Consider the following 16,565-nt stretch of genomic DNA (forward strand, 5'->3'; position numbering starts at 1 on the left):
TCAGTCGCGGTCCCAGGCGTAGGGGTCGACGTAGATGACGTGGCCGCCGCGGTCGTCCGACTCGTCGACGATGTCCTTACGCGGCGGGCGGGTGTCCGGCCCCGGACCCGGCTCCGGCACGCGCGAGCGGGACTGGGCCAGCGTCTCGGCCGCCGCCGACGCGTGCTCGTCCTGCCAGTCGTCCCTGATGACGGGGATCTCCTGGGTGTCGGCTTCCGTCGCGTCCATCCAGTGGCCGGGCAGCGGCCGCGGGTCGGACTCGGCCAGCCCCACCTTGCTCGCCGCCTTGGCCAGCGCGGCCCCGGCCTTGCGTACGGGGGCGGCCGCCTTGTCGAGCGGCGTACGGGCGCGTTTGTTGAGCAGCAGCAGGTTGGTCACGCCGGCGGAGATGCCCGCGGCCACGCCGACCTCAAGCGCCACCGACAGCGCCACCTCCCAGGGGGACGGCCCGACCGTGGCGAGCCTGCCACCGCCGATGGGCCCGCCGGACAATGCCGCGAGCACCCCCGCCACGGCGCCTGTCGAGACCCCGCTGAGGAACCCCCACAGCGGCGCCGCCTCGTAGGACGGCGACGGCGAGATCCTGGCCACCATCACGCCCGCCACCGCTCCGGCCGCGAACGGCAGCGCGATCACCGCCATCATCCACGCCGACAAGGTGCCGCTCTCCGGCAGCGCCCCCAGCAGCGGCAGGCTCGGAACCGTGCCGAGCTGCACCCCGGTGGGCGCGACCAGGGTGTCGGCACCGATCGCGAACCCCGGCCCAGCGATGTAGGACAAGGCCCAGATGACGGCGTTGAGCGCGTAGAGGAGTTGCAGCAGCAACAACAGCACCCCGCCCACGAACCCGGGCGAGAGCACGCTGGACAGCTCCTGGATCTGCCCGAAGTTGAGCACGATGGCGACCAGCACGAGCGCGAGCCCGGCCACGAGCAGCACCGCCGTGGCGACGGCCGTGCCTACGGTGAGCGCGCGCACCCGCTCGGGGAGCAGCCGCAACATGACCCGCCAGGGCCCGATCATCCGCGCCGTGGCCAGCGAGCCCGCGAGGAACGCCAGCACGAAGTGGCTGAACAGCGTCTCGCCGAGGAACGGCTGGGTGATCTCGTTGCGCGCGACGACCGCGATCAGTCCGGCGAGCAGCGCGTACGGGGCCGCCAGCGACACCCCCGCCTGCACCACGAGCCCCAGCTGGGCCCGCCGCCTGGCGCTCGCCTGCGCCCTGGGGCTGTTCTTAGGCAGCCGGGCGGGCAGGCGCAGCCGCAGGTCGGCGTCGCGGGCCATCCATCGCGCCGCGCGGTAGAGCAGCACGGCGGGCAGCAGCATCAGCCCCAGCGGCAGCAGGCCGACCCGCCCACCGGGGATCGCGAACCCGGCGTGGTGGGCGGCCAGCCAGAGCTGCGCCGCCGTACGGAACACGCCCGGCAGCCCGGCTTCGAGCGTGCCGCGCGGCGCCGCGATCCAGCCGACCAGCGTGAGCGTGGTGAGCGCCGCCAGCCCGACGCCGAGCGTGGCGGCGGCCGCCAGCATCCCCGACACGGGCAGCGGCCGCCTGGTCTCGTCGTCGTCGCTCGAGACCCCGGGCAGTCGGCCGAGCACCGACCGGGGGGCGGCACGTAGCTGGTCGAGAATCGCCGTCACAGTAGGCGATTTTCTCAAGCTTTCCCGACCAGCGCTTGGTTGACGCGCCGCCCGCCCTTACTTTGTGGCCGCCGATCCCGTCCCGGTCGCGCGCGGCTCTTCCCTTTCCATCCTTTACGGCGCTGCCGTGGTCGCCCCAACCGCCGACCGGGGCCGGCGTCGGTCCAGGGAGACGCTTCTGAGCCGGTCAGTGGCGCGCCGCCGCTACGACGCCTGGTCGGCCGTGTTCCGTGGCAAACGAGAAGCCCCGCACGGGAGGCCGTGCGGGGCTGTCAGGAGGCGACGCTCAGCGAGCCTGCATGATCTCGCGCATAAGGCGGGCCGTCTCGGAGGGAGTCTTGCCGACGCGGACGCCGACCTTCTCCAGGGCCTCCTTCTTCGCCTGGGCGGTGCCGGCGGAGCCGGACACGATGGCGCCCGCGTGGCCCATCGTCTTGCCCTCTGGAGCGGTGAAGCCCGCGACGTAGGCCACGACCGGCTTGGTGACGTGCTGCTCGATGTAGGCGGCGGCCCGCTCCTCGGCGTCGCCGCCGATCTCGCCGATCATCACGATCGCGTCGGTGGCGGGGTCTTCCTGGAACGCCTGGAGCGCGTCGATGTGCGTGGTGCCGATGACCGGGTCGCCGCCGATGCCCACGGCGGTGGAGAAGCCGAAGTCACGAAGCTCGTACATCAGCTGGTAGGTGAGCGTGCCGGACTTCGAGACCAGGCCGATGCGGCCGGCGGTGGTGATGTCGGCGGGGATGATGCCGGCGTTGGAGGCGCCGGGAGAGGCGATGCCCGGGCAGTTGGGGCCGATGATGCGGGTCTTGTTGCCCTTGGCCACCGCGTAGGCCCAGAACTCGGTCGAGTCGTGCACCGGCACGCCCTCGGTGATCACCACGCAGAGCGGCATCTCGGCGTCGATGGCCTCCTTGACCGCGTCCTTGGTGAACGCCGGGGGCACGAACACGACCGACACGTCGGCGCCGGTCTGCTCCATCGCCTCCTTGACCGTCCCGAACACGGGCAGGCCCTCGTGCGTGGTGCCGGCCTTGCGGGCGTTGACGCCGCCGACCACGCGGGCGCCGGAGGCGAGCATGCGGCGGGTGTGCTTGGTGCCCTCGCCGCCCGTCATGCCCTGAACGATGATCTTGCTGTTCTCAGTCAACCAGATGGCCATGGGTCACACACCTGCCGCAGCGAGCTCGGCGGCCCGCTTGGCCGCGTCGTCCATCGTGTCCACCAGCTCGACCCGCGGGAGTGCGGCGTCGGCCAGGATCTGCCGCCCGAGCTGGGCGTTGTTGCCGTCGAGACGGACCACCAGGGGGTGGGTCACGGCCTCGCCACGGCTCTCCAGCAGCTTGAACGCCGAAACGATGCCGTTGGCGACGGCGTCGCAGGCGGTGATGCCGCCGAAGACGTTCACGAAGATCGACTTGACGCTCGGGTCGGAGAGGATGATCTCCAGGCCCGCGGCCATGACCTCGGCCGAGGCGCCGCCGCCGATGTCGAGGAAGTTCGCGGGGGACGGCTTGCCGGGGAACTGCTCACCCGCGTAGGCCACCACGTCGAGCGTGGACATGACCAGGCCCGCGCCGTTGCCGATGATGCCGACGTCGCCGTCGAGCTTGACGTAGTTGAGGTCCTTCTCCTTGGCCCTGGCCTCGAGCGGGTCCTCGGCCGCCTTGTCGGCGAGCGCCTCGTGGTCGGGCTGGCGGAACGTGGCGTTGTCGTCGAGGGTGACCTTGCCGTCGAGGGCCTTCACCTGGCCGTCGGCCGACAGGATCATGGGGTTGACCTCGACGAGCGTGGCGTCCTCGTCGACGAAGCAGCACCACAGCTTCTCGATGAGCTCGGCGGCGCCGTCGAGCGCCTTGTCCGGCAGGCCGCCGGCCACCGCGATCTCGCGGGCCTTGGCGCGGTCGATGCCGGTCAGCGCCGAGACCGGCACCTTGGCGACCTTCTCCGGCGCGGTGTGGGCGACCTCTTCGATGTCCATGCCGCCGGCGGCGGAGCAGATCGCGAGGAATGTACGGTTGGCGCGGTCGAGCAGGAAGGAGAAGTAATACTCCTCCAGAATTGCGCTGGCCTCCTCCACGAGCACTTTGTGGACCGTGTGGCCTTTGATGTCCATGCCGAGGATGGCGGTGGCCTTCTCGACGGCGTCGGCGGCGTCGGCCGCCACCTTCACACCGCCGGCCTTGCCACGGCCACCGGTCTTGACCTGTGCCTTGACAACAACGCGGCCTGTCAGCTCCTCGGCCGCCGACCGCACCTCCTCCACGGTGTGGGCGACGATGCCGCGTGGCACCGGGATGCCGTAGTCAGCGAAGAGTTCCTTCGCCTGATGTTCGAACAGGTCCACGAGGGGTCCGTCCTCTTCCCATTTGTCGCTCACCCTCCTCACTCGCTCCGTGGAGCGCCTTCTGCGCCGGCCCTCCACTCCGCTCGCTGCGTCGGGTTCGCTCCTTGCTTATCCGACTGAATGTTCGACGCTTGTCCGCCTGATGTTCGGCGGCCCGGGCACCTGCACTTACGGTCGCGTCCGCTTCGCCGTTCGGTGGCATCGTGCCTCGCTCTCTCACGGCGAGCTCCTACGCTCAGGGTGCGTGCCGGGCGTTTCCGCCAGTGAAGCCTAGCCCGAAGCTTGACCTGACCAGGTCATCGGGTGGGGGTTCTCGCGCTATGTGACGGTGATCTCACTTCCCCACGACGGCATCTGCACGAGTTTTGCACCGATTCGACGGCATACGCCCCGGTTCTCGATATACGGTCGTGATCTTCGATTGGCAGAATCGGCTCCTCTTCCTTTTGGAACCAGAGGAAACTCGTATGAACCGATTTGTCGCGGCCTGGCGGTGACCACGTCCGCACGCACGGGGGCACACGGCGTTCCTTGAGGAAGACCCGATCCACTCGCTGAACTCGCTCGGCGGCATTCCGTAAATGGCCGACTACGCCGAGCCGCTCCACAAGGCCGCACTTCTGCCTTGACCTCAACAACAGAACTTCGACGAAGGAAATCCGCATGAAGCGAATCCTGACCGGCGTGGCGTTAGCCACGACCGCCGCGCTGGTGACCGCCACCCCGGCGATGGCCGCTCCCAAGGACCCCGTGGTGGCCGTCAAGAAGCGGATGACCACCGGCAAGGGGGTGAGCTTCACCGAGCGCACGACCGTGTCCCAGGGCGACGAGCGCGAGGTGTTCCTCCGGCGCAGCGGCACCCTGCAGTTCAGCAGGTCGGGCATCGCCGCCTCCGACATCACCGGCAAGCTCAACATCACCTCCAAGGACCTGGGCGACGTGCCGGACAGCGAGTTCGGCGAGATCCTCAAGGCGGTGGCCAAGCCCGAGCGCACGATCAGGGTCGGCACCACGGCCTACCTCTCCGGCAACATGTGGACGACCCTGCTGCCCGAGGGCAAGACCTGGTTCAAGGCGCCCAAGGGCCCGCCCGGCGGCATCACCGGCACGTACGGCCAGCCCGTCAACGTCGCCGAATACTCCACGCTCAAGACCCTGCTCAAGGGCGCCAAGGCCACCAGCCACGGCTACAAGGGCACCATCAAGCTGGGCGCCCTGTGGAAGGCCTCGCCCTGGCTGCGCGCCGGCTCGCCGAGCAAGCCGTCCGCCAATGCGCTGAAGAGCCCGATCACGTGGCGGCTCACCGTCAACGCGGCCGGCCTGCCGACGCGCCTCGTCACGACGTTCTCGTCGACGGTGAACGGCACCGGCGACAAGGGCACCGTGAGCGTGGACACGCGATACACCGGCTGGGGCAAGGCCGTGTCGATCAAGGCGCCGGCGGCCAAGGACGTCGCGACCTCGTTCGAGGACGGCGAGGACGACATCTCCAGCCTGACCGAGATCCCCCTCGGCGCGTACGCCGTCACCGGCTGACCTGGCGGCCGTCCGCGCCTCTCCCGCCGCCCCAGGACGGGAGAGGCGCGTACCGGGCGCGACAGGCGCCACCGGACGTGACCATCACCACCGGGCAGTACAGGCACCACCGGACAGGACAGGCACCACCCACGGGACGGGACGACCGGGCGGGACGGGCGCGGCCGCGCGGGAGAGGGGCGGCCGGACTCAGCCCAGTCTGGACTCCCGGAGTGCCGCCCATTCGAGCAAGTGCCTGATGCCCTCGTCGATGGAGTGGCGGGCCTGCCAGTCCAGCAGGCGGCGAGCCCGGTCGCTGCGCGTGTAGGCGCCGGGCACGTCGCCGGGGCGAACTGGAGCCTCGACGACCTCGATGGGACGGTCCCACCCGCCCCTGCGCGAACTCCCCGCGCCTCGTCACCAGGCGGTCCAGAATCACGGGCGTGATGCCGGCGTCCAGGCACGCTAATGTGCGGTCGATGATCGAAACCGCGCAACCGACGAACGGCTGGGACGCCATCAACGCCGCGCTCCGTGAGCACTACGGCCGCGACAGCCGCTGGCCTGACTGGGCGACACAGCGCCCGTACAACCTGGGCGGGCCTGACCCGCTGGACGCCATCCGCAACTACGACCACGACGAGCCGCGCCCTCACTGGCACATGGTCGGCTGCGGCCTGTCGGAGTTGTACGACAAGACCAGCGACATTCCGGATTTGTCGGGGTGGGGCATCGAGTTCAGCCTGCGCGTGGCCAGGGACACCGAAGACGCCGGCCCCCCGATATGGGCGGCGGTCCTGCTCCAGCAACTGGCCCGCTACGTGATCGCCGAGCGCCCGTTCGCCCCCGGACACACCATCCACGTCGCCTCCGGCATCTTCAACGACCGTCCGGGCCAGGCCGAGAACACCCCCACCGAACTCGCGGCCCTCGCCTTCGCCGTCGACCCCGACCTGGGCACCATCGAAACCCCGAACGGCAGCGTGACGTTCCTGCAGATCGCCGCGCTGACGGAGGCGGAGTACGCCGCCGCCCGGGGCGGCAACGCCCTGACGGTCCTCAGCCGGATCGAGCAGGACGTACCCCTCCACATCGTCGACCGCACCCGTCGGAGCACGCTGTAACATCTCCGGGACGGCACCCATACGGCGACCGGTCCCCGGACGCCCCGCACCCGGCTCGACACTCCCACTGGGCACCCGGGCACTTCCAACTCGGGTGCTCGGGCGCTCGGGTCTCGGGTGCTCGGGCATGGCGGCACGCCCCGCTCCGGCGCTCGGGCACAGTGGCACTTCCTGATCGGGCGCCCGGGCACGGCGACACTCCCCACTCAGGCACTCAGAGACGCAGGCACTCTCCGCTCGGGCGCTCAGGCCCGGCGACAATCCCTGATCGGCGCTCAAGCACTCCCCGCTCAAGCGCTCGGAGACGGGTGGCACTTCCGCTGGGGCGCTCGGGCGCTGGACACTCCGCCCTCGCACTTCCCGCTCGGCACCACTTCGCGCTCGGGCACGGCGGTACTCGGGTCCACCAGGTGCCGGCGCGCTTTGGCGGTCGGGCAGCTTCCCGCTGGACGCCCCGGACGCCCTCCGTCGGACGTCCCCGCCGGACGCCTCCATCGGACGTTTCCGGTGGACGTTTCCGGTGGTGAGTGGTGGTTGTGTGGGTGGGTTTTGGTGGGGTTCATTCCGGGCTCTGTGCGGGGTAAAGACTGGGCTGGGCACTGGTTTTGGCGGCGTTGGCGTGCGACATTTCCTGATATGGGCAGGGACGTGCCAGTCGTCGTCTTCAGCCGGGACGACCGCCGGAAATATCGGGAAAAGGTGCGTCGGTGCCTCGACGTCTTCGCCCAGATGTTGCGCGAATCCCGCTTCGACTTCGAACGCCCGCTCGCCGGGCTGGAGATCGAGCTCAACATCGTGGACGCGCGCGGCGAGGCCGTCATGCGCAACGCCCAGGTTCTCGCCGCCATCGAGCGGCCGGACTGGGCGACGGAGCTGGGCCAGTTCAACATCGAGATCAACATCGAGCCCCGGGAGCTCGGCGGCGACGGCGCGCTCCTCCTGGAAGACGACATCAGGGCGCGGCTCAACCACGCCGAGGATCGCGCCCGCTCCCAGGACGCCCACCTGGTCCTGATCGGCATCCTGCCCACGCTGCGCGAGCAGGACATCGGCGAGGGCACGCTCTCCGCGAACCCCCGCTACCGCCTGCTCAACGAGCAGATCTTCGCGGCCCGCGGCGAGGACCTGCACCTGTCCATCGACGGCGTCGAACGCCTCGACACACACGCGGACAGCATCACGCCCGAGGCCGCCTGCACCAGCGTGCAGCTCCACCTGCAGGTCAGCCCCGAGGCGTTCGCCGCCCACTGGAACGCGGCCCAGATCATCGCCGCCCCCCAGGTCGCGGTCGCGGCCAACTCGCCCTACCTGTTCGGCAGGGAACTGCACCGCGAGACCAGGATGGCGCTGTTCGAGCAGGCCACGGACACGCGGCCGGCGGAGCTGAAGACGCAGGGCGTACGGCCGAGAGTCTGGTTCGGCGAGCGGTGGATCACGAGCGTCTTCGACCTGTTCGAGGAGAACGTCAGCTACTTCCCCGCGCTGCTCCCCCTCTGCGAGACCGAGGACCCGCGCGTGAAGCTCGAACAGGGCCGCGTGCCGGAACTCCACGAGCTCACCCTGCACAACGGCACGATCTACCGCTGGAACCGGCCGGTGTACGCGGTGGTGAACGGGGTGCCGCACCTGCGCGTCGAGAACCGGGTGCTGCCCGCCGGCCCCTCCGTGGCCGACATCACCGCCAACGCGGCCTTCTACTACGGGTTGATGCGCGTCATGCCGTACGCCGAGCGGCCGCTGTGGAGCCGGATGTCGTTCCAGGCGGCGGCCGACAACCTCGCCACCGCGGCCCGGCACGGGCTGGACGCGCGGCTGTACTGGCCTGGAGTGGGCGAGGTGCCCGCGGCCGAGCTGATCCTGCGCCGTCTGCTGCCCATGGCGCAGGAGGGGCTGGCCGCGTGGGGCGTGGACGGGCCCGTCGCCGACCGGCTGCTCGGCATCATCGAAGGACGCTGCATCGCCGGCCGTACGGGCGCGAACTGGCAGGTGGAGCGCGTGCACGCGTATGGAGGCGACCGGCACGAGGCGCTGCGGACCATGACGCTGGAGTACATCGAGCGCATGCACAGCAACGAACCCGTGCACACTTGGGACGTGTGAAGCCCGTGATCCGAGTCCTGGTTCTCGTCCTGGTCCTGCTGGCCGGCGCGTGCGGCATCACCCGGCCGACGTCCATGGACACGGAGGGCGCCGACTCCTTCGAGGAGGACGTCCGCACGGCACGTACGTTGTCGGAGGCGTTCTGGAAGCAGCAGTTCGAGCAGTTAGGCCGGATATATCGGCCGCTGACCGCCTTCGTCCCCTACTCGGGCCGCTCCGGCCCCGCCTGCGGCAACGAGCCCGCCGCCCCGAACAACGCCTTCTACTGTCCGCTCGGCCACTTCGTCGCCTTTGACCGGGACTGGATGGAGGCGCTGTGGACGGAGATGGGCGACGGATCCGTCTATGTGATCATCCCGCATGAGATCGGGCACGCCGTACAGGCGCAGCTCCAGACGGGCTTCCAGCTGAACGTGCAGGCGGAGCTCCAGGCCGACTGCTACGCGGGCGGCACCCTGTCCGCCCTGGTGAACTCGGGCGCGCTGCGAGCGGAGGAGGGTGACGAGGAAGAGCTGCTCTACAGCCTGGAGGCGGCGGGCGACCCTACGGACGACTGGCTCGACCCCTCGGCGCACGGCACGGCGGCGCAGCGTCAGGCCTCGTTCGCGAGGGGATACCAGGACGGGGTGAGCGCCTGCTGACGCCGTGTGGACCGGGCGGGTCCCGAGTCGTACGGACCGGGCGGGTCCCGAAGCGCCTGCCGACGTCGTACGGACCGGGCGGGCCCCCACCCCAGGGATGTACGCGCGCGTCAACCGAGAGGATGATGTGTCCGATCATGACCACGCTCTACCTTTGACCCATGTCACTGGAGGAGATCGGCTGGCTGCGCAGGGGCGCGTGCAGGTCCAGCGACCCTGACCTCTTCTTCCCTCTCGCCCCCACACCGCTGCAGGAGGCGCGGGCCAAAGCGGTCTGCGCCGGCTGCCAGGTCATCGAGGAGTGCCGCTCCTACGCGTTAAGGGCGGGAGAGGCGGAGGGCATCTGGGGCGGCCTCACCCCGCAGGAGCGCCGCCGCACCCGCTTCCCCGAGGGCTGGCGCCGTCCCGCCGCCTCCTGACGACGCGGGCTACGTCGCCCGCCTCCTGACGACCCGGGCGACGTAGCCTGCAGGGGTGCTGCTTCGCTCGATCGCGATCCTCGCCGCCGCCAACATCATGAACAACAAGATCGCCCCCCGGCTCGGCCCGGTGACGTCCGCCGCCGCGACGGCCGCCCTGGTGGCGATGGCTCGCAGGTCCGGCCTCTCCTGGCAGGAGCTCGGCTTCGAGCACGGCCGCCGGGGCGCGATCGCGGGCGGTGCCCTGGCCGCCGGGGTGGCCGCCGTCTACACGGTCGGCATCTCGATGCCGCGCACCAGACCCCTCTTCCACGACGACCGCGCCCTGTCGCTGTCGCGCGCCCGCGTCTGGGAGGAGGCCCTGATCCAGGTTCCCTTCGGCACGGTCCTGCTGGAAGAGGTGGGCTTCAGGGGCGCCCTCCACGCGTTGCTCCGCCAGAGGCACGGCGCGGTCGCCGCCACCGGGGTCTCCTCTGCCCTGTTCGGCCTCTGGCACATCCTCCCGGCCATCGACATGGCCCGCGCCAACCCCGCGCTCGGCGCCCTGGTCGCCGACGAAGCCCCCGGGCGCCTCGACACCGCCCGCGTGGTGGCGGGCAGCGTGGTGTCCACGGCGGCGGCGGGCGTGCTGTTCTGCGAGCTACGCCGACGGGGCGGCCTGCTCACCCCCGTGATGCTGCATCTGGCCACCAACTCCTTCGGCTACCTCTTCGCCCGCCTCGCCGCCAAGCGAAAGCCAGGCCCTCCCGCCTCAGCCTGAGATCTTCCGCTCACCCCGTTTTGACCACGTACGGTGACGCCCCTCCGGCTCCGCGGTAGATCATCTACCCGTCCGGGAATGAAGGTTCTCCACCCGAGAGTGAAGATCCCTCCGGCGCCTTCTGGATCGTTCCACACGACCCCTACCTCGATGCTCTAACGTCTGCGAGGCGCCCTTCCCGGGAAATCGCTCCTCCTCGGGAAGGGCGTATATCAAGATCGCAGGTTCTGATATACGCTGGAGGTACGGAGGTGGTGTTGTATGCGTACAGTGATCGACATCGACAAGGAGCTCCTGGAGGAGGCCCAGCAGAAGCTAGGGACGCCGACCATGAAGGAGACGGTCCACATCGCACTGCAGGTGGTCATCGACAGGGACGCGGAGAGGGCCAGCGCGATAGAGGCCTTCGAGTTCTGGCGCACGGAGGGGAGCCCGGATCTGCTCGACCCGGAGATCATGAAGAATGCGTGGCGACGGCAGGACTGATGTATCTGCTGGACAAGAGCGCGCTGGCGCGCATCCGCACCAGCGACGCGGTCGCCAAGGCGCTCCATCCGCTCTACGCGGCACGGGCCGTGGCGACCTGCAGCATCATCGATCTCGAAGTCCTCTACAGCGCCCGCGACATCGCCCACTACCAACGCATCCTTCGGGCCCAGCGTGAGTGCGTGCTGCTCCCGATGGACCAGGAGGTGCAGGCACGGGCCCTGGACGTGCAGAAGCAGCTCGTAGCGATCTCTCAGCACCGCGGCATCGGACCGAACGATCTGCTGATCGCCGCCTGCGCCGAGGTGCACGGGGCGACGATCCTGCACTACGACCGTGACTTCGACATCATCTCCGAGGTCACAGGGCAGCCCGCGCTCTGGGTGGTGCCCCCCGGATCGGTGCCGTAGCACCGCGAGGCGGAGGTCAGGCCGTGGAGACGACCTGGAAGCCCTCCGCGTAGCGGCCCTCGCCGAAGCCGGCCTGCTCGCCCCAGGCGGCGAAGCGGCTCTTGACGAAGTCGGCGAAGCCCTCCACATGAGCGACCTGGCTCACATGTGACTGCAAGGCCGCGAGCTTGCGGTCCATGGCGCCGGTGACGTCCACCCAGTGATCCGGCGCGGGACCGCCGGTCAGCCACACCTCACGTACGGTCCACGCCTCCAGGCCCTCGTCCCGCGCCAGCTCGGGGAACGCGTAGGGGTTGCGGGCGTCGGGGTAGACGGCGTCGAGGGCGGCGCCGCCCACCGCGCGATGGTCGGGATGGCTGGGCGCGACGAACCGGTAGTTGCGATCCGGATGGTGGGTGATGACCAGGTCGGGCCTGACCTGCCGGATCACCCGGGCGATGGCACGCCTGAGCTCGAGCGACGGCACCACCTGGCCGTCCGGATAGCCGAGGAAACGCAGATCTGTGACGCCGACCGCCTTGGCGGCGGCCCGCTGCTCGGTCCTGCGCAGCTCGGCCATGCCCGAGTTGTCCAGAGTGCGTTCGTTGCCGCCCGCGTCACCGTCCGTGACCAGCAGGTATGTGACCTCCACGCCCCGGTCGACGAACAGCGCCACGCTCCCCGCAGCGCCGAAATCGGCGTCATCCGGGTGGGCGGTCACGACAAGAACCCGGTTGATCTCGCTCTCCGGCAGCATGGTTCCCCTTTCTGGACTTCCGTCGATCACAACCGGGGCACCGGCGATGGCATTCCGTGCGACGTTTGTCGGTGGGGCGTCTTAACCTAGGTAGGTGCCGACCCAAGTCTCTGTTGACCACCCCTTGCTCGATGGCCTCAACCCGCAGCAGCGCGAGGCCGTGATCCATCATGGCAGCCCGCTGCTCATCGTCGCGGGGGCAGGGTCAGGCAAGACGCGGGTGCTGACGCATCGCATCGCCTATCTGCTGGCCGAGCGCGACGCGCATCCGGGCGAGATCCTCGCGATCACCTTCACCAACAAGGCTGCCAAGGAGATGAAGGAGCGCATCGACCAGCTGGTCGGGCCGCGGTCCAAGGCCATGTGGGTGATGACGTTCCACAGCGCCTGCATGCGCATCCTGCGACGGGAGGCCAAGCGGCTGGGGTTCCCCTCCAGCTTCTCGATCTATGACCAGGCCGACTCCCAGCGGCTCATGGCGATGGTCTGCAGGGAGATGGAGCTCGACCCGAAGCGTTATCCGCCGCGCTCGTTCTCCGCCCAGGTCAGCAACTTCAAGAACGAGCTGGTCGACTACGAGACCGCGCTCGACAGGGCGGGCTCGCACCTGGAGAAGACGCTCGCGCAGGCGTACAAGGCCTATCAGCTCAAGCTGACCGAGGCCGGCGCGATGGACTTCGACGACATCATCATGAACACGGTGACGTTGTTCCAGCTCTTCCCCGAGGTGGCGGAGCACTACCGGATGCGCTTCAGGCACGTGCTGGTCGACGAATACCAGGACACCAACCACGCCCAGTACATCCTGATCAGGGAGCTGGTGGGGCATCCCGAGCTGCGCACCACCGACGGCGATCTGGTGCGGTCGGGGGCCGACCAGTCGGAGCTGTGCGTGGTGGGCGACGCCGACCAGTCGATCTACGCCTTCCGCGGCGCGACGATCCGCAACATCCTGGAGTTCGAGCGCGACTATCCCGACGCGCGCACGATCATGCTGGAGCAGAACTACCGCTCCACCCAGAACATCCTGGCCGCCGCCAACGCCGTCATCGCGCGCAACGAGTCGCGCAAGCCCAAAAACCTCTGGTCCGACCAGGGCGACGGCCCCAAGATCGTGGGCTACGTCGCCGACAACGAGCACGACGAGGCCATGTTCGTGGCCCAGGAGGTCGACCGGCTCAGCGACGAGGAGGGCGTCAAGGCCGGCGACGTCGCGGTCTTCTACCGCACCAACGCCGCCTCCCGCGTGTTCGAAGAGATCTTCATCCGCACCGGCCTGCCCTACAAGGTGGTCGGGGGCGTGCGCTTCTACGAGCGCAAGGAGGTCAAGGACCTGCTGGCCTACCTGCGGGTGCTGGCCAACCCGGCCGACGTGGTGTCGCTGCGCCGCATCCTCAACGTGCCCAAGCGCGGCATCGGCGACCGGGCGGAGGCCATGATCGAGGCGCTGTCGTCGCGCGAGCGCATCTCGTTCTGGGACGCGCTGCGCAGGGCCGACGAGGCCTTCGGCATGGCCACCCGCTCGCTCAACGCGGTGCGCGAGTTCGTCGCGATGATCGAGGAGCTGATCTCCAAGGCCGAGGGCGTGCCGCCGTCCGCACTGGCCGAGGAGGTGCTGGTGGCCACCGGCTACCGCGCCGAGCTGGAGGCCTCAGAAGATCCGCAGGACGAGTCGCGCCTGGAAAACCTCAACGAGCTCATCTCCGTGGCCTCCGAGTTCGAAGAGGCCAACCCGGAGGGCACGCTGGTCGAGTTCCTGGAGCAGGTGTCGCTGGTGGCCGACGCCGACCAGATCCCCGACGCCGACGGCGGGCAGGGCGTCGTCACGCTGATGACCCTGCACACCGCCAAGGGGCTGGAGTTCCCCGTCGTCTTCCTGACGGCGATGGAGGACGGCGTGTTCCCGCACATCAGGTCACTGAGCGAGCCCAAGGAGCTGGAGGAGGAGCGGCGGCTGGCCTACGTCGGCATCACCCGGGCCCAGCAGCGGCTCTATCTCACGCGCGCGGCCGTGCGCAGCTCCTGGGGGGCGCCGTCGTTCAATCCCGCCTCCCGCTTCGTCAACGAGGTGCCGGCGAAGCTCGTCGACTGGCGCACCGACCCGGAGAAGTCCGCCTGGAACGCGGCCACGCGGCGCGAGCCGGCCGCCCGGCCGGCCCCGGCGAAGAGCGGCGGGCGCACCGTGCCGTCGCTGGCGCCGGGCGACCGGGTCAGCCATGACGCGTTCGGGCTGGGCACGGTGGTGTCCGTCGACGGGGTGGCGGAGAAGACCAAGGTCAAGATCGACTTCGGCAGCGGCGGGGAGAAGACGCTGCTGCTGGCGTACGCACCGCTCGAGAAGTTGTGACTCCGGCCGGACCGGCGGGAAAGGGCCGGCGCGACCCCAGGACACCGGCGGCCAGAGCCGCGTTGACCGACCGGTGGTGAAATCCGCGCGACCGGTTGGCGCGCCGGTCCTCGGGCGGCGGTGTTCGTGCCGCCCGCCGCCGGCGGTGAGATCGCTGGTGGCGGGCGGCCAGGCAGACGGTCCGGCGGCCGGGGGTCAGACCAGGCGGCGCGCGGTGGCCCAGCGGGAGAGCTCGTGGCGGTTGGAGAGCTGGAGCTTGCGCAGCACCGACGACACGTGTGTCTCCACGGTCTTGACCGAGATGAACAGCTCCTTCGCGATCTCCTTGTACGCGTAGCCGCGCGCGATCAGCCGCAGCACCTCGCGCTCGCGCTGCGTCAGCGAGTCGAGCTCAGGGTCGATGGACGGGGCCTCCGACGAGGCGAACGCGTCCAGCACGAAGCCCGCCAGCCGCGGCGAGAAGACCGCGTCGCCCTCCGACACCCTGCGGATGGCGTCGGTCAGCTCCTTGCCGCTGATGTTCTTGGTGACGTAGCCTCTGGCGCCGCCCCGGATCACGCCGATGACGTCCTCGGCGGCGTCGGAGACCGACAGGGCCAGGAAACGCACCTGGGAGCCGGAGCCCAGGACGCGGCGCAGCACCTCCTGGCCACCGCCCCCGGGCATGTGCACGTCGAGCAGCACCACGTCGGGCTGCAGCTCGGCGATCGCCTTGACCGCGGAGTCCACGTCCTCGGCCTCGCCCACCACGTCGATCGAGTCGCCGAGTTCGGCGCGTACGCCGGAACGGAACAGCCGGTGATCATCGACGATCAACACCCGTGTCATGCCTTCTCCACCTTCATGGTCAACATCACTTCCGTGCCCTCGCCGGGCTCGGTGCGCACCCTGGCCGCGCCTCCGTGACGTTCCATTCTCCCGATGATGGACTCTCTGATCCCCATCCTGTCCAGGGGCACGGCGTCAAGATCGAATCCCTTGCCACGATCCTTCACGAAAATCGTGACCTCTTCACCCTCTACTTCTGCATAGACGGAGATGGACGGACTGCCAGAGTATTTGGCGGCGTTGACCATCGCCTGCCGGGACGCCTTGAGCATGGCGGCCAGCTTGCCCGCCGGGTCGAGGTCGATGTCTCCGACGCAGACGACCTCGATGGGCACGCCGTGCGCGTCCTCCTCCTCGGCCGCGATCCTGCGTACGGCGGCCGCCACCGTGGCGTCGGCGTCCTGGGCCGGCTGGTAGAGCCAGTTGCGCAGGTCGCGCTCCTGCGCACGGGCCAGGCGGGTGACCTCGCGCTGGTCGTGGGCGACCCGCTGGATCAGCGTGAGCGTGTGGAGTACCGAGTCGTGCACCATGGCGGCCACCTCGGCGCGTTCCTCCTGCCTGATGCGCTCACGCCGTTCGAGCTGCAGTTCCTTCCACAGGCCGGCCAGCCAGGGTGCGGCGATGACGGCCAGGCCGCCGACCACGACGGCGGTGAACAGCAGCCCTTGGCTGGCCTGGGCCAGCGCGTCCTGGGCGGCCAGGAAGCCGGCCGCGCCGATCACGACGAGCACGACGCCGAGCAGCGAGCGCACGCGGTTCTTCCGCATGCTGAGAGCGGCGCCGCTCATCCAGGTCTTGCGGCGTTCCGGGTCCGCCTGCTGCCAGAGGATGAGGGCGCCGATCCCGCCCACGGCGAACGGCAACATGCCGATGCCGCCTTGGGAGGCGCCCGTCAGCCAGCCGAACGCGAGCAGCGCCACCCCGATCGCGCTGAACGCGGCGAGCTGGCTCCAGTCACGCTGCGGCGGAGCGGTCCCCTGGTACGGCTGTTTCGGCGCGACCATCCACAACACCGCGTACGCGACCATGCCGATGCCGTCGACGACGCTGAGCAGCACGAACATCAGCCTGATCACCACCGGATCAAGCGAGAGCTGCGTCGCCAGCCCCTGGGCCACGCCGCCGATCAGGCGGCCCTCCATGGGGCGCATCATCCGCCGATAAGGCGTTTCGCCGGTGGGCTCGGCAAGTGTCTTCTGGTCAGCCATAAC

Annotated in this window: 16 protein-coding genes; 9 read left to right on the top strand and 7 right to left on the bottom strand. The window is 69.7% G+C overall.

The genetic code is table 11. The features are described from left to right. From ABGA98_RS03300 to sucC, 3 genes are all read right to left on the bottom strand, one after another. On the bottom strand, positions 1-1,641 hold the full coding sequence (locus ABGA98_RS03300; protein WP_347616665.1) for a DUF6350 family protein: 1,641 nt from the start codon (positions 1,639-1,641) through the stop codon (positions 1-3). Between the two features lie 286 nt (positions 1,642-1,927). Next, positions 1,928-2,803 carry a succinate--CoA ligase subunit alpha gene (sucD, locus tag ABGA98_RS03305; protein ID WP_347616666.1) on the bottom strand — a complete coding sequence of 292 codons (876 nt, stop codon included), beginning with the start codon at positions 2,801-2,803 and terminating at the stop codon, positions 1,928-1,930. A 3-nt stretch (positions 2,804-2,806) separates the two neighbouring features. Then, the gene (sucC, locus tag ABGA98_RS03310) at positions 2,807-3,988 is read right to left on the bottom strand and encodes an ADP-forming succinate--CoA ligase subunit beta (protein WP_347617695.1); all 1,182 of its coding nucleotides are present in this window, start codon (positions 3,986-3,988) and stop codon (positions 2,807-2,809) included. A gap of 663 nt (positions 3,989-4,651) precedes the next feature. On the opposite strand from sucC, the gene ABGA98_RS03315 reads away from it, so the two are divergent. Next, entirely contained in the window at positions 4,652-5,524 is an 873-nt protein-coding gene (locus ABGA98_RS03315; RefSeq protein ID WP_347616667.1) for a hypothetical protein, read from the top strand. 189 nt (positions 5,525-5,713) lie between these two features. Here ABGA98_RS03315 and ABGA98_RS03320 read toward each other — a convergent pair whose 3' ends face one another. After that, entirely contained in the window at positions 5,714-5,842 is a 129-nt protein-coding gene (locus ABGA98_RS03320; RefSeq protein WP_347616668.1) for a hypothetical protein, read from the bottom strand. 140 nt (positions 5,843-5,982) lie between these two features. Between ABGA98_RS03320 and ABGA98_RS03325 the strand changes: the two genes are divergently transcribed. The 7 genes from ABGA98_RS03325 (at position 5,983) to ABGA98_RS03355 (ending at position 11,443) form a co-directional block, all read left to right on the top strand. Further along, on the top strand, positions 5,983-6,627 hold the full coding sequence (locus tag ABGA98_RS03325) for a suppressor of fused domain protein (protein WP_132631686.1): 645 nt from the start codon (positions 5,983-5,985) through the stop codon (positions 6,625-6,627). Positions 6,628-7,275: 648 nt separating this feature from the next. After that, on the top strand, positions 7,276-8,727 hold the full coding sequence (locus ABGA98_RS03330) for a glutamate--cysteine ligase (RefSeq protein ID WP_347616669.1): 1,452 nt from the start codon (positions 7,276-7,278) through the stop codon (positions 8,725-8,727). Further along, positions 8,724-9,368, top strand: coding sequence for a neutral zinc metallopeptidase (locus tag ABGA98_RS03335; RefSeq protein ID WP_347616670.1), 645 nt, complete (start codon positions 8,724-8,726; stop codon positions 9,366-9,368). The genes ABGA98_RS03330 and ABGA98_RS03335 overlap by 4 nt, the downstream gene beginning before the upstream one ends. 161 nt (positions 9,369-9,529) lie before the next feature. Next, the gene (locus tag ABGA98_RS03340; protein WP_347616671.1) at positions 9,530-9,787 is read left to right on the top strand and encodes a WhiB family transcriptional regulator; all 258 of its coding nucleotides are present in this window, start codon (positions 9,530-9,532) and stop codon (positions 9,785-9,787) included. 55 nt (positions 9,788-9,842) lie between these two features. Next, the gene (locus ABGA98_RS03345) at positions 9,843-10,547 is read left to right on the top strand and encodes a CPBP family intramembrane glutamic endopeptidase (RefSeq protein WP_347616672.1); all 705 of its coding nucleotides are present in this window, start codon (positions 9,843-9,845) and stop codon (positions 10,545-10,547) included. A gap of 270 nt (positions 10,548-10,817) precedes the next feature. Further along, the gene (locus ABGA98_RS03350) at positions 10,818-11,033 is read left to right on the top strand and encodes a type II toxin-antitoxin system VapB family antitoxin (protein WP_201761319.1); all 216 of its coding nucleotides are present in this window, start codon (positions 10,818-10,820) and stop codon (positions 11,031-11,033) included. Next, the gene (locus ABGA98_RS03355; protein WP_347616673.1) at positions 11,015-11,443 is read left to right on the top strand and encodes a PIN domain nuclease; all 429 of its coding nucleotides are present in this window, start codon (positions 11,015-11,017) and stop codon (positions 11,441-11,443) included. The genes ABGA98_RS03350 and ABGA98_RS03355 overlap by 19 nt, the downstream gene beginning before the upstream one ends. A 16-nt stretch (positions 11,444-11,459) precedes the next feature. On the opposite strand, the gene ABGA98_RS03360 is transcribed toward ABGA98_RS03355, so the two are convergent. Next, on the bottom strand, positions 11,460-12,179 hold the full coding sequence (locus ABGA98_RS03360; protein WP_347616674.1) for a PIG-L deacetylase family protein: 720 nt from the start codon (positions 12,177-12,179) through the stop codon (positions 11,460-11,462). Between the two features lie 124 nt (positions 12,180-12,303). Between ABGA98_RS03360 and pcrA the strand changes: the two genes are divergently transcribed. Continuing rightward, on the top strand, positions 12,304-14,526 hold the full coding sequence (gene pcrA, locus ABGA98_RS03365; RefSeq protein WP_347617696.1) for a DNA helicase PcrA: 2,223 nt from the start codon (positions 12,304-12,306) through the stop codon (positions 14,524-14,526). 195 nt (positions 14,527-14,721) lie between these two features. Here the strand turns inward: pcrA and ABGA98_RS03370 are convergent, their stop codons facing one another. Together ABGA98_RS03370 and ABGA98_RS03375 are read right to left on the bottom strand one after the other, a co-directional pair. Then, positions 14,722-15,354 carry a response regulator transcription factor gene (locus tag ABGA98_RS03370; protein WP_347616675.1) on the bottom strand — a complete coding sequence of 211 codons (633 nt, stop codon included), beginning with the start codon at positions 15,352-15,354 and terminating at the stop codon, positions 14,722-14,724. Then, complete coding sequence (locus ABGA98_RS03375; protein ID WP_347616676.1) at positions 15,351-16,562, bottom strand: PspC domain-containing protein; 1,212 nt, start codon at positions 16,560-16,562, stop codon at positions 15,351-15,353. The genes ABGA98_RS03370 and ABGA98_RS03375 overlap by 4 nt, the downstream gene beginning before the upstream one ends. Positions 16,563-16,565: the final 3 nt, after the last annotated feature.

It is taken from the genome of Nonomuraea sp. B1E8 (assembly GCF_039871515.1).
Taxonomy (GTDB): Bacteria; Actinomycetota; Actinomycetes; order Streptosporangiales; family Streptosporangiaceae; genus Nonomuraea.